We start from the raw sequence: 26,750 nt of genomic DNA, 5'->3' as shown, positions 1-26,750 counted from the left end.
TCCTCCGCCGACCGAACGGTCCGTTGGGCCTGTCCGAGGAGTACGCTGAAACTACCGAGGATATTTCGCGCACCGGCTTCCATGCTTGTGACGTTTTCGGCGATCGAATATGCCGGGCCGGTTGCGACCGGCCCGGGGCAGGGTTCGCGTCATGACTGCGACCATTTCCCTTTCGCCGACAGCCGAAGCCGAAGACCGTTCCTCCTCGTCCTTCCTCCGCCTGTCCCTGGCTCCCGTCGGTCCCGCACCGGCTCTGCTGGACGGCGCCTGGTGGCCCCGCTCCCGCGATCTGGTGGCGGAACTCCCCTCTCTGACCGACGTGCTGGATCCCCTGTGGGGGCGGATCACCCGGGTCACGGTGAATCCCACCCACTGGCCGGTCGTCCCGCGCAAGGTGCCCGTCGCCGGGCATGTGGTGAAGGTGGGCTGGTTCCTGGCCGAGCAGGACCCGCATGAACTGCTGTTGCTCTCCTACCGCATGGGCCGCTGGAACCTCCTCGTGGTCCCGCCGCGGACGACTCCCGTCTCGGCCGCCTGGTTGATGTCCGCCGCGAGCGACCCACTGGGCACGTCGACCGCGAGCCGGCTGATGGAGGAGGCGGCGCGCCTGCGGACGGTGTCCGAGACCGACCGGGCCGTGGAGGCGGTCTGGGACTCCGAAGGAGGACATGCGGCCAGCGATCCGGCCGCACGTCCACGGATCCCGGCCGTGACCGCTGCGCTGCCGCATCAGCCGATGGGGAGGTGAGGGCCGTGGAGACGTTCGTGACGGTGCTCGTGATCCTCGCGATGATCGCTGTCGGGGCGTTCCTCATCCATCTGCTCGACGCACAGCACAGCGACCGCATCGCCGCCTTCCACTACGGCCGCTCCGGAACGCCCCTCGCGGGACCGGCCGCGTCGGCTCCGCGGAAGGCCCACGGCGGGGTGGGGACGAGCAGCGCCGGCCGCCGCCGCGACCATCGCGACGGCGGACGCGGGCGGCTCCGGCCCCGGCGCCGCACCCGTAACGGGGCCGGGTGAGCCCGTCTCCGGCAGGCACTCCCCGCCCGTCACCGAACGGGCCGAACCGAACCAACCGATGCGCACAGCCCGCCGCCCGGGACCCCGGCCGCAGCACCGCTCATGACAGGCCGGGGTCTTTCCGTGTCCTGTTCCCTCCGAGCCGACCAGGCTTCCACAGTGCCGTCCGGGCCCCGGACGGTACCCCTTCAGGACACGATGCCCGCCGGGGTGCGGACCTGCCGTCCGATCCCGAGGCGCATCCCCGGACGGCCGATCCACCACGACCCTCACCGACTCGGGCTGCCGGACCGGCCGTTCACTCCTCACCACGTACACCCCCGCATCGGCGGTACACCGCGAGGGCCGGACCCGGTCCTGCCGCGCGGCGGCACTCCCCGACGGGCACTCCGAACCGAGGACTCATGCCCCTGCCCCAACTGAACGTCCATCGGCGCGACCACACCACCCGCACCCTGATCACCCTCGCAGGAGAGATCGACCTGGCCACCGCCCCGCTCGTGCGCGCCGCCCTGGCTGCATGCGTGCGCGACGGCATCCGCATCGTCGACGTCGATCTCACGGCGGTCCTCTTCTGCGACGCCGGCGGACTCAACGCCTTCCTCGCGGCATACCGGGCGGCCACCGATGCCGGAACAGCCCTCCAACTGCACTGTCCGCCGCCGGTCATGGCCCGCATCATCGAGATCACCGGCTCCGGCTTCCTGCTCCACGACCTCCACGCCGTTCGAGCACCATCACGTCGTGTTCCCGCCGCTGCGGGCGGTGCGCCGTGACGGCCCCGCTCCGCCGCGAGCCGCCGCGGAGTGAGCGAAGCACACCGACTCCCGCCCACGCGGTACGTCTGCGCCGGCTGAACCGCTGGCAGGCCGAGACCCTGCGGGAGGACCTGGCCGATCTGTACGTGGAGTCCTCCCGCGCGCCGGCAGGCCAGGAGTACCGCGGCCGGGAAGCATTTCTGCGGCGGCTCACCGGCGACATCCGGCGGGCCGGATTCGCCCTGCTGATCGCGGAGGACACGGCTTTCGCCGGGTGTGCCTACGGATTTCCCCGTACCGCGCGAGGGGACCTGGTGGAGGGGGTTCGACGGGACCTTGCCACAGAGCGTCGAACAGCTCACCGTGTCCGGACACGTCTTCGCGATCACCGAGATCGTGGTGCATCCCCACACGGACGACCAGGACCTCGCCCGCCGACTCCAGCAACGCCTGCTCGCCGACCACCACGCCTCGCTCGGCGCGACCCTGGTCGACCAAGCCGACGCCCTGGCCTGCGACACCTTCCTGACGTGGGGATGGCAGGACATCGGAGCGATCCGTCGACCGTCGGATCCCACGGCCGTCCGGCGGTCGGCCCCTGTGCTGCTGCGGGCCCTGGTCCTTCCCCTCGGGCAGCGCAGTGCTGCCCACCCGGACGGCCTCGCCCACGAGAACCGCACCCAACGGCCCGACTGACAACCGACGAGCGGCCCGCCGCGCGCACAACTCATCGCCGACCAGCGTTGGTCGAGGATCACGTCGGCTCGCATGCGCCGATGTCTTCCTTTGCGACTATGCGTGCAGGCCGGGTGATTCGCACCGTCCGATTGCCGCGCCACCTTGGTGATCTTCCACAACACCCTGGACATCGCGGAGGCCGTCCGTCAGCTCCTGGCCGAGGGCCGGGGCATCGACCCGCTCGACCTGGCCCTGATCTCCCCGTACTTGACCGAGCACATCATGCGCTTCGGCGAGAACTCCACCTACGAGCTCGGCATCACCCCGGACGACTACGACGCCCAGCTCGACGTCTCTGTCCGGAACCGAACCTCAGCTCCTGCGGCAGGAGTTGCCAGGCTACGTCGTTGTGCAGGACGTACAGGATGCCCTGCAGACACAGCCGGTCCGCCACCGATACTGCAACGGTCTTTGGTGTGCCTGGTTGCCAGGCTCTTCGCCGGCCTGGGCATGGATGGGGATCTTGGTGATGTCAGGGCGTAACGGGGAGGCTAGCGAGGTGCCGCGAGTACGTCCCGCAGTACGTGCGCGAGCGTGACGCGGGCCAGCTCGTGTCTCAGGGTCTCCTCGATGCCCTCGTAGATGCCCTGCATCGCCGGCTGGATGCCGTGACCCACCACGCATCCCTGGTCCGGGGTGGTGCGGTGCATCGCGAACAGCGGGCCGGGTTCCACTGCCTCGTACACGTCGAGCAGGGTCATCGACTCCAGCTCGCGTGCCAGCGACCAGCCCGCGCCCATGCCCCGCCGGGACTCCACGAGCCCGGCCCTGCGCAGCTCGCCGAGCAGCCGCCTGATCACCACGGGGTTGGTGTTCGCGCTGGTCGCGATCTGCTCGGAGGTGGCGACCTCATGGCCCTGGCGCTGGTAGAGGCCGATCCAGGCCAGCGCGTGGGCGGCGATGGTCAGCCTGCTGTTGGCGCTCATGGACCCCTCCTCTCGGCCGCAACGTTTCATGTTACGACAGCACGGTCGTAACAGCTAAGGTTGCAACAGGCTGTCGTAACAATTAGCGTTGCGACTGCCGGGAAGGGTCGATCAACGAGGTGAGAAGAATGAGCAAGCCACTCACGGGCAAGGTCGCCCTGGTCACCGGGGGGTCGCGCGGACTGGGAGCCGCGACGGTACGACTGCTGGCCGAGCAGGGCGCCGACGTCGCCTTCACCTACGTCAGCTCCGAGAAGCAGGCGCAGGCCGTCGTCGACGAGGTGCACGGCAAGGGAGCCAAGGCCGTCGCCTTCCAGTCCGACCAGGCGGACACGAGCCGGGCACCGGCGCTGATCGACGACGTGGTCGCGCACTTCGGCGGCCTGGACATCCTCGTCAACAACGCGGCGATCTCGGTGGAGCAGGGCCGCACGGTGGACGACCCGGACGCCGACACCGCCGCACTGGACCGGATGCACGCCACCAACTACCTCGGCGTGATCGCCGTCATCCGGGCCGCCTCCCGAGTGCTGCGCGCGGGCGGCCGCATCATCACGGTGAGTTCCGGACTGGGCTCTCGGGTCGGCGCCCCGGGCCTTGCCGACTACTCGGCGACCAAGTCCGGGATCGAGAGGTACACCATGGGCGTCGCACGCGACCTCGGGCCCCGTGACATCACGGCCAACGTCGTGGAGGCCGGACTGATGGAGGGCGGCATGGAAGGGCCGGGCCCCGAGACCCTCAAGGCCCTGGTCAGCGCGCTGTCCCTGCAACGCGTGGGGCACCCCGACGAAATCGCCGCGGCGATCGCCTTTCTGGCGAGCCCCGCCGCGTCGTACGTCACGGGCGCGGTGCTGGACGCCCACGGCGGCTACAACGCCTGAACCGGAACCCCTGACGCGCGCCCCGGAGGACATCACGCCCTCAGGGCGAGCACCGCCGACGACCCGCGCGCGCGTGGACACGCCTCAAGAGGACCGGATCGTGACCGCGTTACGAGCTCTAAGGCACGCCCCACCAGTGCACATCCACAAGATCGTGTCACGAGCTCCAAGGCTTCCGCTTCTACGACCTACGCCAGCCACAGTCGGCCGTGCTGACTACCAGCACTCCGACGATGACCAATAGCAGGAAGTTGCTGCCGGGCTCTGCGCGACCATACGCAAGGCACGCCGGGAAGGTGTTGCCGTGCAAAAACGGAGAGCCCCGACCTGGACGCACAGAGGCCCGGGTCTCTGGCCTGGGCCTCGGTTGTGGAGCGGGTGACGAGAATCGAACTCGCGCTCTCAGCTTGGGAAGCGATGCCGCCTGCACGTCCACGTCGCCTTCGAATACCGGCCGTTGCAGGGGCACATGATGGGCACGCGCTGCACAGGATGATGAGGCGTAGTGGCAGCGGATCCGGTTAACCCCAGATGGGCCATGTTCTCCGGGGCAGCCCAGCCCATGGCACAGCATCCTGGGCTTCTCCCGTCTGAAAGAGGTCTCGGGATCAGTCGACGAGCGAGAGTCCTCCCCAGTTTTCCGCCAAGCATGGTTGTCAGTGCCCGCTTCTAGGGTGGCCCGCATGGCGACATTCAGATCCGGCTTCACACTCTGGCAACTGGTCAAGGCGGCGCGGGAGCTCAACGAGGACACGCGTGTACGGGAGCGCATCGATGCGGTGCTGCACATCATGGGTGGCCTCGGCGGGACGTACGGCAAGGGTAGACCCTTGGTAGACGCTTTAGAGGATGTAGCCCAAGAGGCCATTCTGTACGGGGACTTCGGGCTCGCCCAGCGCTTTCAGCGCTTCGCTGCCTACGCCCGAGGTGACCTGTTCCTCGACATCCTGGAGAACTACTACGACGAGGAGGCGCGGCAGCGCAGCGAGGAACATATGCGGAGGCTGGTCACCATGGGCGCCGACCGAGCCGTCGCCGCCTTGGATGCCCTGTGCCGAGGCCAGCCCGATGCGACTGCCACCGACGCCCGCGATCTCTTTCTCGGCATCGCGCAGTCCGTCGACTATCTGGGGCTTGGAACCGGCGAGGGCGGGATCCAGTTGTCCACCAGGGAAGTGAGACGTCTTCAAGTGCACGGGCACATGGAGATCGTTCTCCGCAACCTTCCCCGGCCGGCCACCCCCGAGGCCGCGCGGATGATGAGTGACGTCCTGGCGGACATTGACGCCGGACTGCTGGCCCAACTGCTCGAACTGAAGGCCAGACGAGCCGGCCTCGCGGCCCTGCGTGCCGCGGTGGAGGATCCAGACAGTTCCGAGAGCGCGCTCCATGCCTGTCTGAAGAACCAGGAATGGATCTTCGGAGGTGCCTACGTGGCCGAGCTGGCCCGTCGTCAGTACACCCCGGACACCATCCTCGACATCCCTCTGCTGCGCGGTGACGGCACCCTGCACGTGGTGGAACTCAAGCGCGCCAACATCAAGGACCTGGTCATCCGGCGCAGTGGCCACCTCATGCTGGGTGCCCTGGCACATCAAGCGGTCTCCCAGACGCAGAACTACCTGCGGGTCATGGACGAGGACCGCCATAGGATCCTCGCGGATCACGGCGTTGACACCCGCAGGGCCTCGGCGACAGTCGTGATCGGACACCCCCGGTACGTGAACGGGAAGGTCATGCCGCAGGAGATCGCGGAAACACTGCGGACCTACAACACACACGCAGCACGCATAGAAGTGATTACTTACGAGACTCTGCTGGAGTCGGCGGAGCGGATGCTGGCGCTCTCGTCGGCACAGCAGGGCCCAGACCCCTCTGATCCGAGGGAGGAGCCGGCCGTATGAATCAGGCCCCTTCGGAGATCGAATCCATCCTGGCCCGCCTTTGTGGTGGCGCGATCACAGCCGAGGACTACGTCGGCTATTTCCAGAACGAACACGGTGAGGAACTCGTCTTCGCCCAACGCCGGGGCGAGAAGACCGCCCGGCTCTGGCACAGCGACGCAGACTGGGAGAGGTTCAGCATCGGCGACCACTCGATAAGACTGGACGGCGAGTGGGACGGGATGATCACAGTGGAGGATCTGATCATCAATCGCCAGGAGGCGACTTGGCTGTCCTCCTGCCTGGCCGCGTCCCGCCACCTGCGCCCGGGGCGTGCCTGACGAGTCCTTTGCGAGCCAGATTGCAAGGGAAATGCCGGTCCAGGGGGAGGCGCCCAGGCCGACGGGCGGCGTAGCAGCGTCAAGAAGCTCCGGGCTCACAGGTACTTCCCGTGGGGCGAGGGAAAAGCAGCGCTATACGCCAATCTGGTACATGGACTACTCTTGGTACATGTCCATGAAGCGCACGAACGTCTACGCCGACCCCGAGGACCTGGCGATCATCAAGGAAGCCGCCAAGCGTCGAGGTATAAGCGAGGCCGAGATCATCCGTCAGGGCATCCACCTTGCAGCCATGGCGAACCGGGTCTGGGACGAGCCGCTGTTCTCGCGCACCTTCGAGGGGCCGGGGCGCACGCTGTCCAAGTCGGAGGTCCGCGACACGGTCGCCGAGGCCGTCCGGCGTGAGACCGGCTCGGGTGCCGGATCCGCCGCGTGATCATCGTCATCGCCGATACATCCGGCCTTCTGGCAGCCCTGGACTCGGCTCATCCGGAACACCGGGCGGCCAACGAGGCGATCATGGGAGCGGGCCTGCTCGTCATGTCCCCGCTTCTGCTGGCCGAACTGGATCACGTGGCCACGCGCGAGCTCGGCAGGGAAGCTGCCCTCAGCGCGGTCGACGACCTGCGGCGCTGGATGAACCGGGGTCGTGTCGTCATGCCGGAGATCACGGAGGATCACCTGGGTGCCGCGCAGTCTGTCCGTGTCCGCTACCGCGCGCTGGACCTCGACCTCGCCGACGCGGTGAACGTGGCGCTTGCCGCCGACTACGACACGGACGCGATTCTCACCCTCGACCGACGAGACTTCCGGGCCGTACGCCCGTTGGGCCGCTACAAGGCGTTCCGGGTACTCCCTGACGACCTCCCGCTCTGACGCACGACCCTCGGCGGTCAAGTGTCCACTCCGACACGTGGCTTGTGCAGCGTGCACGACGAAGCACGCACAGGACGGGCATCCGCCATCGCTCAGGAACAACGGGCTGACGGCTACTTCGGCTCAAGCGCTACGCCGCGAAGTGATGGGGGCGCACTCTCAAGGTGCGCGTGCCCTCTGGATGGCCACTCTCGGGGTGCGGGAGTACTCGTAAGCCGCAGCAACGGCTCCCCAATGGAACAAGCCCCAGGTCCATGACCTGGGGCTTCAAGAAGAGCGGGTGACGAGAATCGAACTCGCGCTCTCAGCTTGGGAAGCGACGGCGCTTGCGGAGCTGGATAGCTTCTGACCTGGGCATATGTGCTCTGGGGTTGCGCCCGAGGGGGCGGGATCGCACCTCTGTTGACCGTGGTTGCCGGTCTTAAGGGCACGCTATGGGCACGCCGGCGACTCAGAGGCGCTGGGAGGTCCTCCAGGCGGTTGAAGAGCAGGCGACTTCTGGAAGCGAGAGCCGGCCGGAAGGGCGCGATTGCAGGAGCACATGGAGTGCGGTTCAGCGGCGACCGAAGTATTCGGGGCGGAGGCGGGTCGGACGGGCTTGCGCAATGCGGGCCTGTTTCGGCGACACAACAGACCCGGTTTGCGCGCCGTGCCTACGGCCTGCTCTGTCGTTTCGACGGGCGGCGCCGGTACAGGCCGTGCAGGCTGAGGACGACCATCGCGCCCGCCGTCAGCGGCCACCACCACGAGCTCCCGTTCTGGGCCATCTGTATGCCCTTCCACAGGAGAGCGATCGAGAGCAGCAGACCGAGCAGTCCCATGGCGATGTCGAGCGGACCGCCATCCCTGAACGGATTCTGCATCTTCGTGTTCCTCTACTCTGTGGGCTCGCGCGATCACGGCGCCGGCGAGTGTAGTCACTAAGAGGGCGTCGAGGCCCCAAGGGACCTGCGAGTCGGCCGTGATCGCTGCCGGCTTCTCGGGCACGTCGGCGGCAAAGGAGGCCGCGAACCTCTCCCGGTCCAGGAACAGGAACCCGTCCTGGGGCGGCAGGATCGGCGGGACCGGAGCCCCGGGCGGCGGCTCGGCGATCAGGGAGCTGACCGGCTCGCCCTTGTCCGGCGCGAACGCGGCAATGTAGGCGAGGGCCGCGACGTCCGCGTGGCTGCCGGCCTCGGTGATGACGAGGATGTTCCGGGCATAGAGGCGGTGGTTCCCACGTTCTGGCCGCCGGCGGTGATCGTGGTGCCGCCGGCGGTCTGGACGACACCGAAGTCGATGACGCGGGCGCCGTCGGCCGCCAGGATCACGTTGGACGGCTTGAGGTCACGGTGGACGATCCCCGAGCGTCAGATGGCCTCGACCGTGCGTCCCAGGCCGGCCGGCAGGCGCCGGGCGGCCGTCGCGTCGATCGGCCCGTGTGCGTCAACGACTTCGACGAGCGTGGGCCCGGGGACTTACTCGGTGGCGACCCACACCAGATCATCGTCGCAGCCGCTGTCCAGCAGCCGAACCATGTGCGCCCCCTGGACGCGGTCCAGCGCACCGGCCTCGCGTTCGAAACGCTTCCGGAATTGAGGCAAGGTCCCGCCGAACCGGCTGGCGGCGCCGGCCCGGTAGGCGCTGGGTACGAAGGTGCCGAAGCTGAAGCGGACCTCGGTGGTCAGATCGCGCTGGTCTCGGCCTGTGCGCATTCGGCGGTCGCGGAGCTGTGCCCTGCCTGCCGGGGGGCGGGGGAGCTGGCTCGGGCGAGAAGGTGCAGGGCTGCCTGTGAGCCCGAACCGGCCTCGGCGGTCGCCACGACGACGCGCTGCCCCGGCTCCTGAGGGATTGTCAGGGTCTGCAGGTTGAGGTGCATCTGGCCGACGAGAGGGTGACGCATGCGATAGGCCGCGATCTCCCAGTTCCTGACCCGGTTTTCGGACCACAGAGCGGCGAATTCCGTGCTCTTCATGGCCAGTTCGCCGATCAGCGTGGCCAGCGCCGGATCGTCCGGATACTGACCGACGGCAAGTCGCAGCTTTCCCACCACCGTCCTGGCCTTCTTCCGCCAGTCCACGAACAGGTCCCGGGTGTGGGCGTCCAGGAAGACCATCCGCGCCATGTTCGGGCGCCGGTCCGGCTGATCGGGTATGCGCCGGTCCAGATGCCCGGCGAACAAGGAGTGTCCCGTACGGTTCCACGCCAGCACGTCGCTGCGGCGCCCCAGCACGATCGCGGGTGCGTCACCGAACGCTTCGAGCAACTGCATGGTCGTCTCACCCATGTGCTCGGGCGCCGGCCTGCGGCGCTTGCCGCTGCGACGCGTGGCGCGAGCCAGATCGTGCAGGTGAGTTCGCTCCACCTCGTCCAGACCGAGGGCCCGGGCAAGGGCGTCCAGCACCTCCGGTGAAGCGTTGAGCGACACCCCCTGCTCCAGCCGGGTGTAATAGGAAAGGCCGATCCCCGCCAACTGGGCCAGTTCATCCCGTCGCAGCCCCGGCACGCGCCGCCGTTCTCCGAAATCCGGCAGCCCCACGTCAGCCGGCAGCAACTGCGCCCGGCGCCTCTGCAGGAAGTCGCCCAGACCCGGTTTCTTGTTCATGCGGCCGAGTATGGACGCCCCGGCGCCCCGTAGCCTGCCCCTCCCATGGTTACCTTGCGTCGTAACCCCTTCTGCTGCTGCCCGGTCTCTCCAGTCGACCCGCTTCACTCTCGACCGTGAGGACCCCGTGATGACACGCTCGATCAGCCGCCGCCTGCTCCTGCCTGGTGCAACCGCCATGGCACTGCTGACCCTCGGCGTCTTCTCCGGCAGCGCCAGCGCGTCTGCCGCCCCCGCCGCCACCGCGCCGGTCTCCACCCTGGCCTCCGGCCCCCGGGCCGCCGCCGATCTCACCGCTCATTCGTACGCGTTCTACATGGACAACACCCTCACCGAGTACCTCGCGAGGGTCGAGGGCCTGAGCAGCAACCAGGTGACCCTGGTACGCGGGGCCGGCCGCACCCAGCCCCTCACCGACTGGATCAATCGCGGCGGACGCAAGAACTTCACCGTCGTTTTGCGTGACTGGAATGACAACCCGATCAACAGCTACAACTTCGCCTCCGCGCAGCCCATTCGCTACGACGGTGAAAGCATCACCTTCCAGTTCGAACGGCTCATCGTTTCGTAAGGTGGTGCGCCGCGGATCTCCGGCACCGCCGTCAGCCGCCGGGCCATTTCAAAGTCGAAGTGACCTTGAGAGAGCGGATGCGGTCGTAAACGGCTTGGTTACGAGATCTCCTGCGGCCTCAGCTTTCTGATCACGCGGGGGAGTATCCGCGTGCCGTCGCAGTGCAGCCTGCCCCTGACGGAGGCAGGCTGCCCGCGGGCCGCGGAGGCAGACTCGGATCCACGAACGGCAAGCACCACCCGCCCCCTCACTGAGGGGAGCCGGCCGTCTGACCGTTCAGTAGCCGTCGGCGCACGACACCACCGCTCAAGTCGCGAGCGTGACGCGTCAACAGCGCTTCACCATGGCCGTGTTGAGAGAGAAAGACACTGATACCGATGAGACCGAGGCTTTCCGCCGCCGCCGTGGTCCTTGCCGCGCTGGCGACAGCCGGCACGGCGCTGACCACCGCCGCCGCCCATGCCACGCCCGGCCGGCACATCAGTGCCGCTGCCTACAGCCGGCCGCACCAGGCGCAGGCCATTGACGCCCGGGGGCCGGGGGTCTTCCCCCACTCGGTGGACTACGACCCGCACTCGCGGAGGTTCGTGGTGGGTTCGCTGGCGCACAGCACCATCTCCACCGTCAGCACGGACGGTACGGTGCGTACCCTCGTCGACGACAAGCGACTGGTGTCCGTTCAGGGAGTCCGCGTCGACTCCAGGCGGAACCGGGTGCTGGCCACGAATGTGGACTACGGACTCGCCGACCGCTCGTCGCCCTCCACGAAACTGAGCGTCGCCGGCGTCGCGAGCTACGACGCGACCAGCGGGCGCCGGCAGTGGTACGCCGACCTCAACAAGGTCGCGGGCGACGGCAAGCAACACCTGCTGGCCGACGTGACGGTGGCTCCGGACGGAACGGCATACGCCGTCGACCAGCTGACCCCGACGGTGTTCCGGATCGACCGCCACGGACGGGCCTCCGTCCTGCTGAGCGACGATCTCCTGGCCGGCACGGTGGACATCCCGAACTTCCTGACCGGCGTGGGCGCCACCGCCGTGGCGTGGATGCCAGGGGACTTCCTGATCGTCGCCAAGGCCGACGGCAGCCTGGTGCGGGTGCCGACCCGCCACCCCGAACAGGCCGGTGCGGTACGACTTTCCACCCGGCTCTCCGCTCTCACCGCGGGCATCCGGGTCCTGCCGGACGGCTCGATCGCCGCGGTCAGCAGCGGCCTGCTCACCGGAGAGGCCGCCGTAGTGCAACGGGTGCGCCCCTGCGACCACTGGAAGGCTGCCACCGTGACCGTTACGGACAGCGTCGCCGACCCGGTCACCAGCGCCGTCACGGCCGGCCCCCGAGGCTCGACGTATGCCCTGAGCGGTGGGCTGGCCGCCCTGCTGATGGGCCGGCCCAACGACGGATTCACCCTGCGCCCCGTCGACGTCGGGTGATCTCTGCGGCGGCCCCCACTCCACCGTGCTGACTACTCGTCATTCCACTCGTCATTTCCGAACCCTTGCCTGCCCACGAACTGTGGCGCCTACAGATACGAAACGAAAAGGACACAGCATGTCTGCGCTCTACACCACTGAGGCCCTCTCGACCGGTGACGGCCGAAACGGGGAGGTCCGTTCCCTCGACGGCGTACTCGACGAGGTGCTCGCGGTCCCGAAGGAGATGGGCGGCCCCGGCGGCGACAAGACGAACCCCGAGCAGCTGTTCGCCGCCGGGTACGCCGCGTGCTTCCACAACGGACTTCGACTGATCGCGGGTCAGCAGAAGCTCAAGCTGGGCGAGTCGACGGTCCGGTCCGCGGTGAGCCTGCTCGCTCTGGACAACGGCGGATTCACCCTGGCCGTCACGCTGACGGCGTACCTGCCCGGCCTGGAGCAGTCCACCGCCGATCAGCTGGTGAAGACCACGCACGAGGTGTGCCCGTACTCCAACGCCACCCGGGGGAACATCGAAGTGACCCTCAAAGCCACGGTCTGAGGTTCTCCGGGCCGCCCAGGCCCGTTTCATGACGGAGGCTCCCGCTCGGTGAGAGAGCTCACCGGGCACCGGGAGCCGATCCGATGTCGACCGTTCGCGGCCAGGCGGGCGGCGAGTCCGGCACACAGTCGGGCTCGTCCTCGTCGCCGCTGCCGACGAGGCCACATGCTGCAGGCCACAGCCGCGCCCCTGCCTCCTCCAGGCCGTCCAGGTGGACACCAGGACGGCCGCAGTCCGTGAGCTGCCCGAGCGGGCTGCACGCGAAGATGGACGACACCGTGGCGTGCACCGCCGTCTTCAACGGCGAGAAGAAGACGATGCTGATCTCCGTGACCGCAGTGAACGGCGACCGAGTGAGCTTCGACTACGGCCTGGCGAAGTAGGGCGAGACCTTCAGAGCCCCGGCAGCCAGCGCAACGGGCCCGGCCTGTCCCAGTTCCTCCGCTTTCCCGTAACGGCGCGTCAACTCCCCTGTCACAGAGGCGTCTTGGCGCAATCCCTACGCAACGCATCGCCCGGCAACAGGCCTCCTATGAACCAACCGTGCCCGCTCAGCCGGAGCGAACGACCGATACAACACCACTTCCCAGGAGTACCGATGCGCGTCAAGAAGATGCCCGCCCTCGCCCTCATCCTCGCTGCTGCCGGCCTCTCGCTGACCGCGTGCGGCAGCAGCGACGGATCGAGCGCTTCCGCCAACACCGGCGCGTCCACCGCTGCGAGCAGCTCGACCGGCGGCACGGGCTCGACCTCAGGTTCCTCCTCGTCCGACTCCTCCACCGGCGGCACGGGCTCGACTTCGGCTTCGTCCTCGTCCGGCACCTCCACCGGCTCCAGCAAGGGCAGCGAGCTCGCTGCCCAATCCTCGACGTCGGGCTCCAGGTGCAAGACCGACCATCTCGCCCCCAGCGCCACCGCCACGGGGACCAAGAACGAGATAGTCGTCAACCTGAAGAACACCGGTTCCAGCGCATGCAGCATGCACGGCTTCCCGGGCGTCCAACTCGTAGGCCCCGATGGCCTGGGCGACACCGGGCCCGACGCCGCCCGCACCGACGTCTCCGCGTCCACCGTCACCATCGGGCCGGGCGAGGAGACACGCTTCCTGCTGCACTTCATCCCGGACACCAGCGGCTCCGGCAAGACCTACACCCGGCTCTCCGTCACCCCGCCCAACGAGAAGGTCTCGGAGATCGTGGATCTCAACGATCTGGCCTTCACCATCTCCGCCTCCAGCGGCAACGCTCCGGACGTCTACGTCGACCCCGTCGGCTACCACGTCGGCTCCGGCAAGTGAGCCCAGCAGCAACGCCCTCGTCGGGTTCGCCAGGGCTCAAAGCCGCGCAGTGCGCAACGACCACCGACAGTTGTCCTCCGAGACGAAGGTGATCACACCACTGCCCGGCAGGAAGAAGCGCCCGCCATCCTCGCCGGTCGCCTCCACGTAGTCCGCAAGCCGCGTGCCGATCCGCTCGGCCTCTCGGTCGGTGACCGCCTTGCACTCCCAGCAGAGGGAGTCGACGTAAAGCGGCCCGCCCAACTGGTGGTCACAGACGAACGACACCTCCCAGTTCTGGTGATCTTCCGCTCTCTCGACCTCTATCTCGAACAGTCCCGGCTCGGCGTCGAACCGATACAGGACGTCCGAACTCTCTCCCACATGCTCGCCGGTGAACACCGCCGCATCCCCCAGCGGCAGCACCCGCATCGCCCAGGAACACGGCTCGCCCTCATACGGCTCGACCTTCAGATGGGTGGTGTTCACCGGCAGCAGGAGTCGCGCATCGCAGTCATCAGTGGAGTACATGTGGGGCGGCGCATCCCGGGTCGCACCGGCTCCCCGCTCCTGCCCGGACAGCACGAACTCGCCCTCGCCCCGCTTCACCAGATGCAACAACGCCGGCCGCCCCGCCTCCGGCCGCTCCACGGCGATACGGGAGTTGCGGCTGTTGTCACCGACGTACGGGAACTCCTCCTCCGGAAACCCTGCCGCCACCGTCCCGGCCTCGGCACCCACCGGCCTCGCCTCCCCCTCGACGTTTGCGACGTGCTGCGCGAATCCCGCACGGACTCTACTGGCTGGTCAGCCTCAGACACCCGCGACCTTCTACGTGCTGGACAGCCATACGGAGGCGACGATTCCCGTCGTGATGAGTCTGATTCTCAGTCTGAGCCGGCCAGATGTAGGCAGAGGACGGCCTGGACGATGCGCGTGATGCGAGTGGTTGAACATGGGAGCTTGCGCAGGAGTTGCCAGGACTTGAGGACGGCGACGGCCTGCTCGACGAGGGTCCGGATCTTCGCATGTCCGGTTCGGGTACGGACCGGCTCTCAGCCCGCAGTTGCCTGCTCGACGAGTCCCGCCCCCGCGAACGCCTCCAGAGCGTGGTGGGCGATGCCGACCTCGCCGTCGACCGTGCCGCGCCCGAGGGCGTCGGTCGCCGTCGCCTGGCCGGTCAGGAGGCTGTACAGGGTGTCGAGGGACATGGTGACCACCACGTCTCCGTCCGGTGCCGGCGCGCGGCGAACGGTGGCCCTGCCGCCGTCGGACCCCAGATAGAAGACCTCGTCCTCGATCCGCAGCTCGCAGGTCTGCCCCTCGGCCAGCGCACTGGGTCGGCCTATGACGCTCTGCATGGCCCAACTGGGCTGCACTGCGTCGTCCGGGGCCGGTTCCGGTGCATAGGCCGGCCCCAGGCCAGCAGCTCCTTGAGCGCGGGCTGCAGCGCCCGGCCGGCGTCGGTCAACTCGTACACGGTCACATCGGTCGGTGCCGGGAGGGTTCGCCGGACGACGACGCCCGCGGCCTGAAGGTCCTTCAGGCGTGCGGCCAGGACGTTGCTGGGGATGCCCGGCAGGCCCGCCGCGAGGTCGCGGTGGCGGCGCGGCCCCAGCGACAGCTCCCGCACCAGCAGGAGGTTCCACCGTTCCCCGACAACATCCAGGGAGCGGACAAGGGGTCGCTGTGACCTTCAGCGATAGTTGGCCCGTAGCTACTACTCATCCGGCGTGCTGAGCCCGAGCATGCCCTCCAGGGCGACCTCCGGCACGCTGGTGTAGCGGGGAGTCTGCTGGTGATAGTCGAAGTTTGCTCGCACATACCGGGCGTAGTCCTCTGCCGTCCGCAAGGTATCGGCATACGTCTGGCCCTTGATCCCTGCAGTTTCCAGCTGGACGGGGAGCTGTTCCATCGCGGTGTGAAACCGTTGCAGGCACGCGGTGAGCATGTTGTTCACGGCGCCGACCGCCTGCTCACGCGTGAAGTCCTGGTTGTCTTGGAGGAGTAGCGCCGCGTTGTAGCGATAGCCCACGCGTTCGTCCGAGTCGAGCGAGCAGATGTCGTTGTACAGGCCCATGTGCTCCTCGGCGGCATCCCTCAGGTCCCGGAAGGCTGCCAACTGCCGCACGCTCTCGGGGAGATCGACATCCGACGCGATCTCACTGATGTCCATGAACATGTACAGGGCGACTCCGTCTCTGCGGTGTGCCCTGTAGGCGTCCATATCCGGCAGGTGCCCTGTCAGGTGTCCCACGGCCTCTCGGTAGTAGGTCCACAGCCACGCCCTCACCTCGGACCGGAACGCCTTCCTCCATCCTTCGGAACGCCCCAGGGACAATCGCCTCCACAGGTCCGCGAACGCGTCGACGAGGGGGCCGTTCCCCGCCGCCCGGAAGTGCGGATCGAACACCGTGTCCAGAGCGGTAACGGTTGCGATGCAGCGATCGGGGTCGGGGATCCGGATGTCGAACTCGTCGTCCACGATGAATGCCCAGGCCAGATACTGCGTCAGTAACGCCAGCACGTCCGGATCGGCCGTCGGACACCACTGTGCGTACATCAGTGCCGGGCGGGTTCGTTCAACACGCAGCCGGGCCGCCTCGGTCGGCAGGAGCCCGCAGGTCTCCAGCCAGGCCCACATGGCAGCCTCCGCCTGCGGGGCGTGGGGGTTGGAGCCTGCCGGCGGGAAGGGCATGAAGACGTTTGGTGGCGGGGGCGTGCTCATGGTGCCTCCTGGGCAGGGGCGACGAGGATGTCCAGGGGGATTCGATGGCGCGGACGCCTACGTCTACAGGTGGTTGCTGGTCTCTCGCACTCGGTAGGCTCGTGCACCGCCGTGCTCGGCGGGCCGCCTCTGCCGCATGCTGCTCGGGATTGTTCTGCCCGTGACGGCCGCCCAATACGCCCGCCGCTCGGCTGCCTTCCGTGTGTGCTACTAGCCCTGGCCGACTATCGCTAGTTGCAGCGGGATGGCCGACGGGAGAAGACGGAGCTGCTGGAGGTCATGCAGGTGATCCCGCTGATCCAGGCCGTCCTGCCGATCCGCGGCAGGAGCGGCCGGCTCCTGCGTCGGCCCCGCCGGGTCTACGCCGACCGTGGCTATGACCACGACGTCGACCGCGACAAGGTGCGCCGGCTCGAGATCACTCCGGTCATCGCCCGACGCGGCGCCGAACACTGCTCCGGCCTCGGAGTCCACCGCTGGGTCGCAGAGGGCGCCATCGCACCGCTGCACTGGTTCCGGCGCCTGCGCATCCGCTGGGAGATCCGCAACGGCATCCACCAAGCCTTCATCACCCTCGGCTGCGACCATCATGTGCCGACGGCGGCTGAAGACCTCAGTCAGTTCTTAGCGCTGGGCGTCGTTGTTGCTGCCGAGGTCGGGTATGTCGGCGGACAGCAGGTGTTCGGCGCCGCCTTCGAGGGCCTTGGCCGTCTCGGTGGAGCGGGGGAGCATGGTCTTCTCGTAGATGCGGATCGCGTCGGCGACGGTGGCGGCGTTCGCGAGAGCGAGGGCGATTTCGCCGGCGTCGAGCATGGCTAGGTTGACGCCGACGCCGAGCGGGGGCATGAGGTGGGCGGCATCTCCGAGCAGGGTCACCGTCGGGTTGTGTTCCCAGGTGTGCGGGACCGGGAGGGCGAAGATCGGGCGGTCGACGTAGGGGCCGTCGTTCTCGGTGATCATCCGGCGCATGCGGGGCGACCAGTGGGCGTACTCGCCCAGGAGCAGGGCGCGGATGCCGTCGGTGTCCTCGGTTGTCAGGCCGCTCGTGCCGATCCAGTCGACCGGGACTCGTTGGATGATGTAGACGCGGATGTGGTTTCCGCTGTTGCGCTGGGCGAACAGGCCGCGTTCACCGTCGGCTGCGTGGGCGTTGCCCTGGCCGACCAGCTCGGCGATGTCCGGGTGCCGGTTGTCGACGTCTGAGAACCATGCTTCCAGGAAGCTCACCCCGGTGTACTGGGGGACGGCGGGGGACACGGCCGGGCGTACCCGGGAGGAGGCCCCGTCGGCGCCGATGACCAGATCGGTCTGGATGGTCGTGCCGTCGGTGAAGTGCAACTGCCGCGGCCCGTCGTCGGGTCCACTGATCGTGTCGAGGGCGCGGCCCCAGTGCACGGTTCCCGGCTGCAGGGAGTCGAGCAGCAGGTCACGCAGCTGGCCACGGTCGATTTCCGGCTTGAAGAGTTCGTCGGCCGCCGGGACTTCATGGGACGTGATCGTGCCGCTCGGGTCCATCCGGCGCATTTCTTGCCCTTCGGGGCGGGCGAGCTTGAAGAACTCGTCGAGCAGACCGGCTTCGCGCAGGGCGATCTGGCCGTTGTCGGCGTGCAGGTCGAGGGTGCCGCCCTGGTTGCGCGCGTCGGGGCCCCGGTCGCGGTCGTAGACGGTGACCGCTATGCCGCGCTGCTGAAGGATGCGGGCGCAGGTCAGTCCACCGGGGCCGGCACCGATGATGCTGATGCGGGCCCGGGCGGGGTCTGGGGAGTTCATGGTTGTCCCTTTCAGTCGGCGAAGAGGGGCGAGCAGACGGGGCGTTGTCGACCTCGGCACCGGATGTGCCGCTCAGGTGCCCGCCACGCCTATAAAATCAGAGCGAGTAGAAAAGTGCAATGACTCTACTTAGTGACTGATTCGACTATCGGGTACGCTCCAGCCATGACCATGCCCTCTGCCAGCCGCCGCGACCGCAAGAAGGCGGCCACCCGGCAGGCGATCGCCGACGCCGCACTGCAACTCTTCCTGGAGCGCGGCTACGACCAGGTGAGCATCCGCGACATCGCCGACGCCGCCGACGTGTCGACCGCCACCGTGTTCAAGCACTTCAGCGGCAAGGAAGCGCTGGTATTCGACCAGGACGAAGACCGAGAGTCACAGTTGGTCGCCGCGGTGCGGCAGCGACCCTCCGACCAGAGCATCCTCGATGCCCTTCGACAGCACGTCCTGGACACCTGGCCGTCGATCGAGGCGCATCCTCAGGCGGCCGCGTTCACCAACCTGGTGAACTCCACGCCGGTACTGCGCGCCTACGCCGAACGCATGTGGACCCGCTACACCGACAGCCTCAGCGCAGCCATCGCCGACGAGTTCGGAGTGGACCACGACAACATCGCATGTGTGGCTCTTGCCCGATTCGTACTCGAGATCCCGGTGCTCGCTCGCGGCCGGCAGGACCGCCGGGCCGCCGTCGAGGCACTCTTCGACATCCTCACCCACGGCTGGGAGCCGCCAAGCAAGCCGCCCGCGCAGTAACGCCTGGGCCGTTTCCCGGACCCGTCCTCGACCAGCCTCGGCTTGCCCCACGACACGTCTCGGTCGCACTCAAACCCTGCCTGGCAACGAGAACTGACATCCCGTCAACCCTTAATCCCCGGCAGCATCCTCGCCGAGCTGGCCAGCGCCTTCGGGCTGGAAGAGGTGCGGGAGCGCCGGGTCACCGATGTGTCGTTTGACCGGCTGAGCCGCAACCTCGGCGTGCTCGCTGCGCTTGCCGGCGACGGCATGGGCTTGTTGCCCGTCGTGCCCGATGCGGTTACGGCGGAGGTCACGTCGCCGGAGCAGGCGGTTGAGAAGTCGCACCGACTTACCGCGGCAGTGGCCGACAAGGGGACCGGCAGTCTCTTCGACGAGGCGGCCGCCGCAGCTCTCGACCGTCGTCGGGAGCTGATCAGCAAGCAAGCCGACCGCCGCCCGCAGCAGGCGACCCCTGAAGGTGCGCACGGGTGGACGCACGGTGATGTCCAGTACCGGAATCTGCTGTGGGATGGCGAGGAGCTTGCCGCCGTCCTGGATTGGGACCGGGTCGGCGTGCGGCCGTATGCGGAAGAGGTCGCTCGGACGGCGCAGGTGCAGTTCGGGGTGGACGGGGTGTTCGACCTCGCCTGTGTCTCGGCGTTCGTCGGTGGGTACCGGTCCGTGATGCCGCTGGAAGACAGCGCGCTCGCGGATGGTGTTCGCAGGCTGTGGTGGAAGCGAATGTCGGACTTCTGGCAGCTGGAGTTCCACTACGACCGCGGCGACTTCTCCTGCGATGAGTTGTTCACCGCGGACGAGGTGTTGCTGCACTGGTGGACGGACCGGCTCGATCAGGTCGAGGACGCCTTCGCGGCGGGGTAGATCCCGAGGGTTTCGAGGTCGGGCAGACGCGGCCGGGCGAAGCGTGTCGCGTGCTGCCGAGCCTGCTCTGTCGGTTCGAACGTGGGTTCCTGGCGGCGTGGAGCCGGAGGCTGGCGGACTGGGTGCTGCGGGTGAAGGAGCGGTAGATGTTGCGGGCCAACTCCACGCAGACCGTGCGCGGACGATCACGCGCCCTCTGGCGGACGGCACTCATGGTGAGTGCCGGCCTGGGCGGCATCCGGGTGGGACGGATTCCATAGCCGGTCGGCCTCACCGCGGACGACATGATCCTCGTAGATCCGCACCTTGTGCCGCATCACGTCCAAGGTCTCTTGCAACTCCCGGATCTGCGCCTCCACGTGGATTTCGTGCCGGCGTAGCAACTCCAGCCGCTCATGTTCGTTGCCCGGGCCCTGGCGGACCAGCTCGATGTATTGCCGGATCATCACCAGTGACATGCCGGAAGAGCGCAGCTTGGTGCAGATCGCCAGCCACTCCAAATCTTCCTCGCGATAGATCCGACGGCCGTTGGGCAGGCGGCGCACGGGGTTGGCGAACAGGCCCTCCCGCTCGTAGAACCGCAGCGCGTGAACGCTCAGCCCACTGCGCTCCGCCACCTCACCGATGCTCAGGTCCATTTGCGACTCCCGTCACACAGATATTGATCTAGACCCGACTCTAGGTTCTAGCGTCGAGATGTTGGCCAATCGGGCGATCTGAATATGGGGGAAACATGAGCGTTTGGTTTGTCACCGGTGCATCGCGTGGGCTCGGCGCGGAGATCACCCGTGAGGCGCTGGACCGAGGGCACAGCGTGATCGCTACGGCGAGGGACGTGTCGGCGGTGCTCCAGGCGTACCCGGAAAAGCCGGACGGATTGCTGGCGGTGAACGCGGACGTGACCAAACCGGAGCAGTTGACGGCTGCGGTGAAGGCCGGCCTGGCGGAGTTCGGCCGGATCGACATCGTGGCCAACAACGCCGGTTACGGCCTCGTGGGCGCGATCGAGGAGACTTCCGACGAGGCTGCCCGGGATCTGTTCGACGTCAACGTGTTCGGCGTGCTCAACACATTGCGGGCGACCCTGCCGACGTTGCGTGCCCAGCGATCCGGACATGTCCTGAACATCGGGTCCGTGGCCGGCTTCGCCACTGTTCCGGCGGCGGGTTTGTACGGCGCGTCGAAATTCGCCCTCGAGGGCATCTCCGAGGCACTGCACGGCGAGCTGGCCCCGCTTGGCGTCCGCGTCACGATCATAGAGCCGGGCGGCTTTCGCACCGACTTCCTCAACAGCTCCAGCATCCAGGTCGAACCAGCCGCCATCGCCGACTACGTCGCCGGCGCGGGGCCGGTGCGCGAGGCACTGGCCAAGAACGACGGCCGCCAGCCAGGCGATCCGCTGAAGGGAGCCAAGGCCATCGTCGATGTCACCGAGGTCGCCGAGCCGCCGCTGCGCCTGCAGTTGGGCGCGGACGCGGTCGAGCGCGTCGAGGCGAAGCTGGATCTGGTACGGCGTGAACTCGACCAATGGCGCCACGTAGCACTCTCTACCGCCATCTGAGAAGCCATCCGCTTACGGGCTGTCGGTTCGAACGCGGGTTCCTGATCGGGCGATCGCACCGGGGCCGACGCATGAAGACGGGACCTCCTGGTGGTTCGGCGATGCGGGTCACCTGAGTACCGGGAGGTCCCGTCCCGCCGCGGGACCGGCGACCTCGCCACCGCGCTCTGCAACGGCTCCGCGACTACGGAAGGCGGCTCGGCCAGCACCTCGGCCACCGTCGCCCGGGCATCCACCAGCCGCTGAAGCGCGCATTCCGCATCACCGAGCGCGGCCTGCACCCGCTCGGCCTCCTCCCGCAACCGTGCGACCTCCTCCCGGACGCTCTTCTCCCGAGCCTCCAGCAAACCAAGCACCGACAGCGCCAGCCGCCTCCACGAGCGAGACACGCGGACCAACCACGCCCATCTCTCCCGCCGCCGACCGGAGTTCATGCCCACCCGGCGGACAAGCCCCCGCCGGGTCAGGTGCTCCAGCGCGCCGAGGATCTCGTCCACAGACAGAGAGTCGCCCGCCAAGTGAGGAAGACCTGGGAGTCAGTTAGGTGAAGTAGACGGGAGCGCTGGAGCATCCACCTGGACCGGAACGCGGATGGGATGCTTGCGGGCCGCGCGCTCGAATTCCTTCGCGATCTCTCGCTGCACGTTCTCGATGGCCCGCTTGTTGATCTCGAACCCGGCCATGCGCGACCTCCTGCAGGCACGCCACCCCTGAATTGGACTAGACAACAAACAAACCCCAGGTCGCTGACCTGGGGTTTCATTATGGAGCGGGTGACGAGAATCGAACTCGCGCTCTCAGCTTGGGAAGCTGATGTTCTACCATTAAACTACACCCGCGTAAGACGCCGGTTGGAGCCGGTGTCCGAATGCATCGTCACCTTACCTCATGCCTGGCCCCCGGCGCTGAAGCCGTGGGGCCCGGGTGCGTTTCGCGGGGGTGATGAGGCTGCGGGGGGCCGGAGTTGGGGCGTACGGTGGTGGGGTGGGTGAGGGTCCGGGGGAGGTCGGAGTGCCCCCTGGAGAGCCGTTCCGTTGATCCCGTAATGTGGCATTTGTCGTCAGGTGGACAGTAGCCGGACGTGGCTCTTGGGGAAGGGACTCTGGGACTTGATGGAGCAGGACTTGATGGAGCGCACCGTCGTCCGTTGTGTCGATGGGCATGTGTTCAGCACCGCTTCGTTCCCGATGCAGCAGGCCGAGCGGCTCGGCCCCGGCCGGCTCGTCCGGTGTCCGAGGTGTGCCCGGCTCCGCAGTGTGGTGCCGGTCGGTCTTGAGAAGAGTTAGCGGCGCATCAGGGTCGTAGTGGGCGCGTGGGTCGGCGCGATTGTGGTCGGTCCGCGCGCCTTGCGTATCCTCAGGGCGTGCTTCTCTCAGACAAGGACATCCGGGCCGAGATCGACGCCGGGCGGGTGGTGATCGATCCCTACGACGAATCCATGGTGCAGCCGTCGAGTGTCGACGTGCGGCTGGACCGGTATTTCCGGGTGTTCGAGAACCACCGGTACCCGCACATCGATCCCTCCGTCGAGCAGGTGGATCTCACCCGGCTCGTGGAGCCGGAGGGCGATGAGCCGTTCATCCTGCATCCCGGGGAGTTCGTCCTGGCCAGCACGTACGAGGCCATCACGCTCCCCGACGATCTCGCCTCGCGGCTCGAGGGCAAGAGTTCGCTCGGGCGGCTCGGGCTCGTCACCCACTCCACCGCCGGGTTCATCGACCCCGGCTTCTCCGGGCATGTGACGCTCGAGCTCTCCAATCTCGCCACCCTGCCCATCAAGCTGTGGCCCGGCATGAAGATCGGGCAGCTGTGCATGTTCCGGCTGAGCTCGCCGGCCGAGTTCCCGTACGGGAGCGAGCGGTACGGGTCCCGGTACCAGGGGCAGCGCGGACCCACCGCCTCCCGGTCCTACCTCAACTTCCACCGGACCCAGGTGTGAGCGGTGCGAGCGGTGTGCGGGAAAACCTGACGTACGAGGCGTTCGGGGGTGCTGTGCGCGAGCTTGCGCAGGTCATCGCCGACGACGGGTACGAGCCGGACGTCGTGCTCAGCATCGCGCGCGGGGGCGTGTTCGTCGCGGGTGGGCTTGCCTACGCCCTCGACTGCAAGAACATCCACCTGGTCAATGTGGAGTTTTATACCGGGGTGGGTCAGACGCTCGAAATGCCCGTGATGCTGTCTCCTGTCCCGAATGCGATTGATTTCACTGACAAGAAGGTGCTGATCGCGGATGACGTCGCCGACACCGGGAAGACGCTGAAGCTCGTGCACGACTTCTGCCTCGACCATGTGGCCGAGGTGCGTTCCGCGGTGATCTACGAGAAGTCGCAGTCCCTCGTGAAGTGCGAATACGTGTGGAAGCGCACCGATGAGTGGATCAACTTCCCGTGGTCCGTCGAGCCGCCCGTGGTCAAGCGGACCGGGCAGGTTCTCGACGCCTGAGTGCAGCACAAAGGGGCTCCCGGCACACTGCCGGGAGCCCCTTTGTGTTGTCCTCGGGTGTGCGGGCTAGAACGTGCCCAGTTTCACGATCGACAGCAGGGCGATCAGCTGGATCGCCGACGCGCCCAGGGCCTTCGGCCAGGGGAGGTCGTGGGAGCGGCTGACCATCATCGTCAGCAACGCCCCTGCCGCGACCCAGGTCGCCCAGCCCAGGGCCTGGACGAAGGTTGCGTTGCCGCCGAAGAACATGGCGAAGACCAGGCGGGGCGTGTCGGTCAGGGACATGATCAGCATGGAGAGGCCGACCGTGGGCTGCCAGGCGCCGTCGCCGCCGAGCTGGCGGGCCAGGGTGTGGGTGACCACGCCCAGGATGAAGGACGAGAGGACGAGGGCGACGGCCGTCGTCAGGACGATCGGGACCGCGTTCGCCAGGGTGGCGTTGATCGCGTCCGAGCGTGCGCCGTCGAAGCCGAAGACCGCGAGGAGGCCGTAGAGGAACGTCACGATGAGGGCCGGGCCCCACATCGTGTAGTCGCGCATCTGGAGGAAGGTCTGGGTGGGGGAGAAGATGATTCCCCTCAGCAGGTCCTTCCAGTGCAGGCGGGGGCCCACCGGGGCCGCCGCGGCCGAGCCCGCGCGGTAGGTGCCACCCTGGTTGTACGGGTCCTCGCCGACCGTGAACGCCTGGGTGTGGCCCGGGTTGTTGGCCGCGTACGGGTCCGGGTTGCCCTGCGGTGCATAGCCGCCGCCGTCGCCGAAGTACTCCGGCTCTCCGTACCCGCCGCCGCTGCCCTGCGGCCACTGGCCGCCGCCGTTGCCGTACTGCTGCTGCCCGGGGCCGGGCTGCGGCGCCGGGGGATAGCCGTGCGACGGGCGCTGCGGTGCCTGCTGTCCGTACGGGGGTTGTTGCGGTCGCGTTTGCGGAGCGCCGTTGTTCCGGGCGCCGCGTCCGATCCTGAATCCAGCCACGCCTTCGAACGTACCTGCTCCCGGAGAGTGACGTGTCCGGCCCGGCGGTTCGGGCCCGGCTTTGCTGCCGAGCTGTGACATCCCCTACGGGGCGCGTCCGGGCAGCCCCTAGGGAGAAGAAGGAGCCGGGCCCGAGGGTGAGGGCCCGGCTCCGGTACGGGGCCGGTCAGTCGGCGAAGTTGGCGCCGAAGGACGGCGTTCCCGTCGTCGAGACGCCCGAGGTGCTCGGCGCGACCGCGCGGGAGCCGGTCGTGGTGATCACGGTGCCGTCGGAGGGCAGATAGGTGACCGCGCCGTTGCCGTCGTTCTCGTACGAGCCCACGATCAGGTCGGCCTTGCCGTCGCCGGTGACGTCGTCGAGCTTGACGTCGGCGCCGAACATGTCGTCGTTCTCGTCGTTACCGGGCACTCCCGGGGTGCTCTGGGCGAAGCCCTGGGCGCCGGAGGTGGTGTCCAGGCCGCTGGAGGTGCCGTAGAGGACGGTGACCGCGCCGGTGTTGACGGCGCTGCCGATGTTCTCGCCGGCGACGCCGATCGCGAGGTCGAGGAAGCCGTCGCCGTTGATGTCGCCGAGGTCGAGTTCGTAGCCGAACCAGTCCTTGCTCTCGGCGGTGCCGGGGACGTTGCCGGTGTCCTGGGTGATGCCGGTGGAGGTGGTCGGGCCGCCGTCGGAGCCGTAGGTGACCCAGACCTTGCCGCCCTTGCCGGAGTCCGGGATGGCGGTGCCGTCGCTGGTGGTGGTGTCCCACTGGGCGCCGCTGACGATGTCGCCGTAGCCGTCGCCGTTGATGTCGCCGATCGCGGTGATGACGCCCGGCTTGAGGGCCTGGGCGGAGGCGAGGCTCAGGCCGCTCGCGGTGCCGGGGATGTAGTAGTTGCGGTTCCAGCCGTAGCTGGTCTCGGTCTCGAAGCCGTCGACGACCAGGTCGGTGCGCTTGTCGCCGTTGACGTCACCGGCGGTCAGGTTGAGCGGGCCGTTCGCGCCGTTGCCGCTCTGGATGGCGGGCTTGATCGTGTAGCGGCCGCCGGCCGTGCCGGAGGAGTTGAAGCCGCCCTTGAAGACGTAGATCGTGGCAGCGGAGCTGCCGACGGCCAGGTCGGCCTTGCCGTCGCCGTCGAAGTCGCCGGCGGCGAGGTTCTTGCCCCAGTAGTCGTGGCTGGACGGGGCCGGGTCGGCGATGCCGACGCCCTTGCCGGTGATGCCGGAGGCCGAGCCCCACAGGATCACGAGGCCGCCGCCGTCCACGTCGCTGCCGACGTCCTCGCCGGGCGAGCCGACGGCGAGGTCGTCGTAGCCGTCGCCGTTGAAGTCGGCGTACGCGGTCTCCGAGCCGAAGGCGTCGCCGGTCTCGGCGGTGCCGGGGTTGCCTGCGGTGTTCTGGCTGATGGTGGAGCGCTTGGCGGAGGAGACACCGGTGGCGGTGCCGTAGAGGACGACCAGCTGGCCGGCGTTCTTGTGGCCGCTGACGTAGGCGCCGGCGGCCGAGAAGGCCACGTCGCCGATCCCGTCGCCGTTGAAGTCGGCCTGCGGGACATGGGTGGAGTCCGCGGCCGTGGCGTTCACGGCCGAGAACGTGAGCAGACCGCCCGTCAGAGCGACGGCGGTGGCCGTCGCGAGGGCGAGTCGCAGAGGCTTGTGCATGCGGGTTTCTCCTGCGGCATGCGGGGATGCCTGGCGGGCATCCACAGTCGATGGGGTGCGCGTCCGCCCGTGTTTGCCGGGAGTTGTCCTCGGGTTCACGCGCGGTCGGCGATCAGGAGACCTGCGACGGTGCGTAAGGGTTGTACGTGAGTCCGGTAAATTCCTGAGGTTGTTGTGG

General features: G+C 68.0%; 34 protein-coding genes, 1 tRNA gene and 2 pseudogenes. 20 read left to right on the top strand and 17 right to left on the bottom strand.

Features of this window, described 5'->3' with window-relative positions:
- Positions 1 to 151: 151 nt before the first annotated feature.
- From P2Q00_RS36485 to P2Q00_RS36465, 5 genes are all read left to right on the top strand, one after another.
- Positions 152 to 748 (top strand): DUF5994 family protein, encoded by a 597-nt coding sequence (locus tag P2Q00_RS36485; RefSeq protein ID WP_275778307.1) that lies wholly within the window; start codon positions 152 to 154, stop codon positions 746 to 748.
- Positions 749 to 753: 5 nt separating this feature from the next.
- The gene (locus tag P2Q00_RS36480) at positions 754 to 1,023 is read left to right on the top strand and encodes a hypothetical protein (RefSeq protein ID WP_275778305.1); all 270 of its coding nucleotides are present in this window, start codon (positions 754 to 756) and stop codon (positions 1,021 to 1,023) included.
- Between the two features lie 404 nt (positions 1,024 to 1,427).
- Entirely contained in the window at positions 1,428 to 1,799 is a 372-nt protein-coding gene (locus P2Q00_RS36475) for an STAS domain-containing protein (RefSeq protein ID WP_275778304.1), read from the top strand.
- Positions 1,800 to 2,117: 318 nt separating this feature from the next.
- Positions 2,118 to 2,477: a hypothetical protein gene (locus P2Q00_RS36470; RefSeq protein ID WP_275778302.1), complete on the top strand. Its 360-nt coding sequence runs from the start codon at positions 2,118 to 2,120 to the stop codon at positions 2,475 to 2,477.
- A gap of 147 nt (positions 2,478 to 2,624) precedes the next feature.
- Positions 2,625 to 3,002: a Tn3 family transposase gene (locus P2Q00_RS36465; protein WP_275778545.1), complete on the top strand. Its 378-nt coding sequence runs from the start codon at positions 2,625 to 2,627 to the stop codon at positions 3,000 to 3,002.
- 8 nt (positions 3,003 to 3,010) lie between these two features.
- Here P2Q00_RS36465 and P2Q00_RS36460 read toward each other — a convergent pair whose 3' ends face one another.
- Positions 3,011 to 3,445 (bottom strand): Rrf2 family transcriptional regulator, encoded by a 435-nt coding sequence (locus P2Q00_RS36460; protein WP_275778300.1) that lies wholly within the window; start codon positions 3,443 to 3,445, stop codon positions 3,011 to 3,013.
- A 128-nt stretch (positions 3,446 to 3,573) separates the two neighbouring features.
- Between P2Q00_RS36460 and P2Q00_RS36455 the strand changes: the two genes are divergently transcribed.
- The 5 genes from P2Q00_RS36455 (at position 3,574) to P2Q00_RS36435 (ending at position 7,429) form a co-directional block, all read left to right on the top strand.
- On the top strand, positions 3,574 to 4,329 hold the full coding sequence (locus tag P2Q00_RS36455) for an SDR family NAD(P)-dependent oxidoreductase (RefSeq protein WP_275778299.1): 756 nt from the start codon (positions 3,574 to 3,576) through the stop codon (positions 4,327 to 4,329).
- Between the two features lie 683 nt (positions 4,330 to 5,012).
- Complete coding sequence (locus P2Q00_RS36450) at positions 5,013 to 6,233, top strand: Shedu anti-phage system protein SduA domain-containing protein (protein ID WP_275778297.1); 1,221 nt, start codon at positions 5,013 to 5,015, stop codon at positions 6,231 to 6,233.
- Complete coding sequence (locus P2Q00_RS36445; protein WP_275778296.1) at positions 6,230 to 6,553, top strand: hypothetical protein; 324 nt, start codon at positions 6,230 to 6,232, stop codon at positions 6,551 to 6,553. Before P2Q00_RS36450 ends, P2Q00_RS36445 begins: the two co-directional genes overlap by 4 nt.
- Positions 6,554 to 6,722: 169 nt before the next feature.
- Positions 6,723 to 6,989 carry a ribbon-helix-helix domain-containing protein gene (locus P2Q00_RS36440; protein WP_275778294.1) on the top strand — a complete coding sequence of 89 codons (267 nt, stop codon included), beginning with the start codon at positions 6,723 to 6,725 and terminating at the stop codon, positions 6,987 to 6,989.
- A complete protein-coding gene (locus P2Q00_RS36435) occupies positions 6,986 to 7,429 on the top strand; it encodes a PIN domain-containing protein (protein WP_275778292.1) in 444 nt (147 codons plus the stop codon). The genes P2Q00_RS36440 and P2Q00_RS36435 overlap by 4 nt, the downstream gene beginning before the upstream one ends.
- A 653-nt stretch (positions 7,430 to 8,082) precedes the next feature.
- Here P2Q00_RS36435 and P2Q00_RS36430 read toward each other — a convergent pair.
- From P2Q00_RS36430 to P2Q00_RS36415, 4 genes and pseudogenes are all read right to left on the bottom strand, one after another.
- Positions 8,083 to 8,292 carry a hypothetical protein gene (locus P2Q00_RS36430; protein ID WP_275778290.1) on the bottom strand — a complete coding sequence of 70 codons (210 nt, stop codon included), beginning with the start codon at positions 8,290 to 8,292 and terminating at the stop codon, positions 8,083 to 8,085.
- Positions 8,293 to 8,329: 37 nt separating this feature from the next.
- Positions 8,330 to 8,614: pseudogene (locus tag P2Q00_RS36425) on the bottom strand (alpha/beta hydrolase); the annotation flags it as partial.
- Between the two features lie 272 nt (positions 8,615 to 8,886).
- The gene (locus P2Q00_RS36420) at positions 8,887 to 9,123 is read right to left on the bottom strand and encodes a hypothetical protein (protein WP_275778288.1); all 237 of its coding nucleotides are present in this window, start codon (positions 9,121 to 9,123) and stop codon (positions 8,887 to 8,889) included.
- The gene (locus tag P2Q00_RS36415; RefSeq protein ID WP_275778286.1) at positions 9,093 to 10,013 is read right to left on the bottom strand and encodes a helix-turn-helix domain-containing protein; all 921 of its coding nucleotides are present in this window, start codon (positions 10,011 to 10,013) and stop codon (positions 9,093 to 9,095) included. Before P2Q00_RS36415 ends, P2Q00_RS36420 begins: the two co-directional genes overlap by 31 nt.
- 130 nt (positions 10,014 to 10,143) lie before the next feature.
- On the opposite strand from P2Q00_RS36415, the gene P2Q00_RS36410 reads away from it, so the two are divergent.
- The 5 genes from P2Q00_RS36410 to P2Q00_RS36390 all read left to right on the top strand — a co-directional run bounded on the left by P2Q00_RS36410 (position 10,144) and on the right by P2Q00_RS36390 (position 13,858).
- A complete protein-coding gene (locus P2Q00_RS36410) occupies positions 10,144 to 10,584 on the top strand; it encodes a hypothetical protein (protein ID WP_275778285.1) in 441 nt (146 codons plus the stop codon).
- A gap of 377 nt (positions 10,585 to 10,961) precedes the next feature.
- The gene (locus P2Q00_RS36405) at positions 10,962 to 12,020 is read left to right on the top strand and encodes a hypothetical protein (RefSeq protein ID WP_275778284.1); all 1,059 of its coding nucleotides are present in this window, start codon (positions 10,962 to 10,964) and stop codon (positions 12,018 to 12,020) included.
- A gap of 118 nt (positions 12,021 to 12,138) precedes the next feature.
- Positions 12,139 to 12,561 carry an organic hydroperoxide resistance protein gene (locus P2Q00_RS36400; RefSeq protein WP_275778283.1) on the top strand — a complete coding sequence of 141 codons (423 nt, stop codon included), beginning with the start codon at positions 12,139 to 12,141 and terminating at the stop codon, positions 12,559 to 12,561.
- Positions 12,562 to 12,797: 236 nt separating this feature from the next.
- Positions 12,798 to 12,944 (top strand): DUF4333 domain-containing protein, encoded by a 147-nt coding sequence (locus P2Q00_RS36395; RefSeq protein WP_275778281.1) that lies wholly within the window; start codon positions 12,798 to 12,800, stop codon positions 12,942 to 12,944.
- Between the two features lie 215 nt (positions 12,945 to 13,159).
- Positions 13,160 to 13,858 (top strand): DUF4232 domain-containing protein, encoded by a 699-nt coding sequence (locus P2Q00_RS36390; protein WP_275778280.1) that lies wholly within the window; start codon positions 13,160 to 13,162, stop codon positions 13,856 to 13,858.
- Positions 13,859 to 13,894: 36 nt separating this feature from the next.
- On the opposite strand, the gene P2Q00_RS36385 is transcribed toward P2Q00_RS36390, so the two are convergent.
- From P2Q00_RS36385 to P2Q00_RS36355, 7 genes and pseudogenes are all read right to left on the bottom strand, one after another.
- Positions 13,895 to 14,578 carry a hypothetical protein gene (locus tag P2Q00_RS36385; RefSeq protein WP_275778278.1) on the bottom strand — a complete coding sequence of 228 codons (684 nt, stop codon included), beginning with the start codon at positions 14,576 to 14,578 and terminating at the stop codon, positions 13,895 to 13,897.
- Positions 14,579 to 14,724: 146 nt separating this feature from the next.
- Positions 14,725 to 14,868, bottom strand: a pseudogene (locus tag P2Q00_RS36380) (IS5/IS1182 family transposase); the annotation flags it as partial.
- Positions 14,869 to 14,892: 24 nt separating this feature from the next.
- Positions 14,893 to 15,198 (bottom strand): SCP2 sterol-binding domain-containing protein, encoded by a 306-nt coding sequence (locus P2Q00_RS36375; RefSeq protein WP_275778277.1) that lies wholly within the window; start codon positions 15,196 to 15,198, stop codon positions 14,893 to 14,895.
- Complete coding sequence (locus P2Q00_RS36370) at positions 15,183 to 15,506, bottom strand: winged helix-turn-helix transcriptional regulator (protein WP_275778543.1); 324 nt, start codon at positions 15,504 to 15,506, stop codon at positions 15,183 to 15,185. The genes P2Q00_RS36375 and P2Q00_RS36370 overlap by 16 nt, the downstream gene beginning before the upstream one ends.
- Positions 15,507 to 15,557: 51 nt before the next feature.
- Positions 15,558 to 16,481, bottom strand: coding sequence for a terpene synthase family protein (locus tag P2Q00_RS36365; RefSeq protein WP_275778276.1), 924 nt, complete (start codon positions 16,479 to 16,481; stop codon positions 15,558 to 15,560).
- A 294-nt stretch (positions 16,482 to 16,775) separates the two neighbouring features.
- A complete protein-coding gene (locus P2Q00_RS36360) occupies positions 16,776 to 17,156 on the bottom strand; it encodes a hypothetical protein (RefSeq protein WP_275778275.1) in 381 nt (126 codons plus the stop codon).
- A gap of 33 nt (positions 17,157 to 17,189) precedes the next feature.
- Positions 17,190 to 18,335: an FAD-dependent oxidoreductase gene (locus P2Q00_RS36355; protein ID WP_275778274.1), complete on the bottom strand. Its 1,146-nt coding sequence runs from the start codon at positions 18,333 to 18,335 to the stop codon at positions 17,190 to 17,192.
- Between the two features lie 165 nt (positions 18,336 to 18,500).
- Between P2Q00_RS36355 and P2Q00_RS36350 the strand changes: the two genes are divergently transcribed.
- Both P2Q00_RS36350 and P2Q00_RS36345 read left to right on the top strand, forming a co-directional pair.
- Positions 18,501 to 19,094 (top strand): TetR/AcrR family transcriptional regulator, encoded by a 594-nt coding sequence (locus tag P2Q00_RS36350; RefSeq protein WP_275778272.1) that lies wholly within the window; start codon positions 18,501 to 18,503, stop codon positions 19,092 to 19,094.
- A gap of 42 nt (positions 19,095 to 19,136) precedes the next feature.
- Positions 19,137 to 19,958, top strand: a complete 822-nt coding sequence (locus tag P2Q00_RS36345; protein WP_275778271.1) for a phosphotransferase — start codon at positions 19,137 to 19,139, stop codon at positions 19,956 to 19,958.
- A 185-nt stretch (positions 19,959 to 20,143) separates the two neighbouring features.
- Here the strand turns inward: P2Q00_RS36345 and P2Q00_RS36340 are convergent, their stop codons facing one another.
- The gene (locus tag P2Q00_RS36340) at positions 20,144 to 20,596 is read right to left on the bottom strand and encodes a MerR family transcriptional regulator (protein ID WP_275778270.1); all 453 of its coding nucleotides are present in this window, start codon (positions 20,594 to 20,596) and stop codon (positions 20,144 to 20,146) included.
- A 95-nt stretch (positions 20,597 to 20,691) separates the two neighbouring features.
- On the opposite strand from P2Q00_RS36340, the gene P2Q00_RS36335 reads away from it, so the two are divergent.
- Entirely contained in the window at positions 20,692 to 21,519 is an 828-nt protein-coding gene (locus tag P2Q00_RS36335) for an oxidoreductase (protein WP_275778269.1), read from the top strand.
- Between the two features lie 536 nt (positions 21,520 to 22,055).
- Here the strand turns inward: P2Q00_RS36335 and P2Q00_RS36330 are convergent.
- Together P2Q00_RS36330 and P2Q00_RS36325 are read right to left on the bottom strand one after the other, a co-directional pair.
- Positions 22,056 to 22,202, bottom strand: coding sequence for a hypothetical protein (locus P2Q00_RS36330; RefSeq protein WP_275778267.1), 147 nt, complete (start codon positions 22,200 to 22,202; stop codon positions 22,056 to 22,058).
- A gap of 82 nt (positions 22,203 to 22,284) precedes the next feature.
- A tRNA-Gly gene (locus tag P2Q00_RS36325) sits at positions 22,285 to 22,358 on the bottom strand.
- Positions 22,359 to 22,882: 524 nt separating this feature from the next.
- Between P2Q00_RS36325 and dcd the strand changes: the two genes are divergently transcribed.
- Complete coding sequence (gene dcd / locus P2Q00_RS36320) at positions 22,883 to 23,458, top strand: dCTP deaminase (RefSeq protein ID WP_275778265.1); 576 nt, start codon at positions 22,883 to 22,885, stop codon at positions 23,456 to 23,458.
- Positions 23,455 to 23,961, top strand: a complete 507-nt coding sequence (locus P2Q00_RS36315) for a phosphoribosyltransferase (protein WP_275778264.1) — start codon at positions 23,455 to 23,457, stop codon at positions 23,959 to 23,961. The genes dcd and P2Q00_RS36315 overlap by 4 nt, the downstream gene beginning before the upstream one ends.
- A 66-nt stretch (positions 23,962 to 24,027) precedes the next feature.
- Here P2Q00_RS36315 and P2Q00_RS36310 read toward each other — a convergent pair whose 3' ends face one another.
- Positions 24,028 to 25,011 (bottom strand): Yip1 family protein, encoded by a 984-nt coding sequence (locus P2Q00_RS36310; RefSeq protein ID WP_275778263.1) that lies wholly within the window; start codon positions 25,009 to 25,011, stop codon positions 24,028 to 24,030.
- An 85-nt stretch (positions 25,012 to 25,096) separates the two neighbouring features.
- Complete coding sequence (locus P2Q00_RS36305; protein WP_275778262.1) at positions 25,097 to 26,572, bottom strand: VCBS repeat-containing protein; 1,476 nt, start codon at positions 26,570 to 26,572, stop codon at positions 25,097 to 25,099.
- Between the last annotated feature and the right edge of the window lie 178 nt (positions 26,573 to 26,750).

Origin of the sequence: Streptomyces coacervatus (assembly GCF_029223485.1) — a bacterium.
Classification (GTDB): Bacteria; Actinomycetota; Actinomycetes; order Streptomycetales; family Streptomycetaceae; genus Streptomyces; species Streptomyces coacervatus.
Note: the sequence above shows the minus strand (reverse complement) of the source record. Positions and strands in the feature narration are given on the sequence as shown.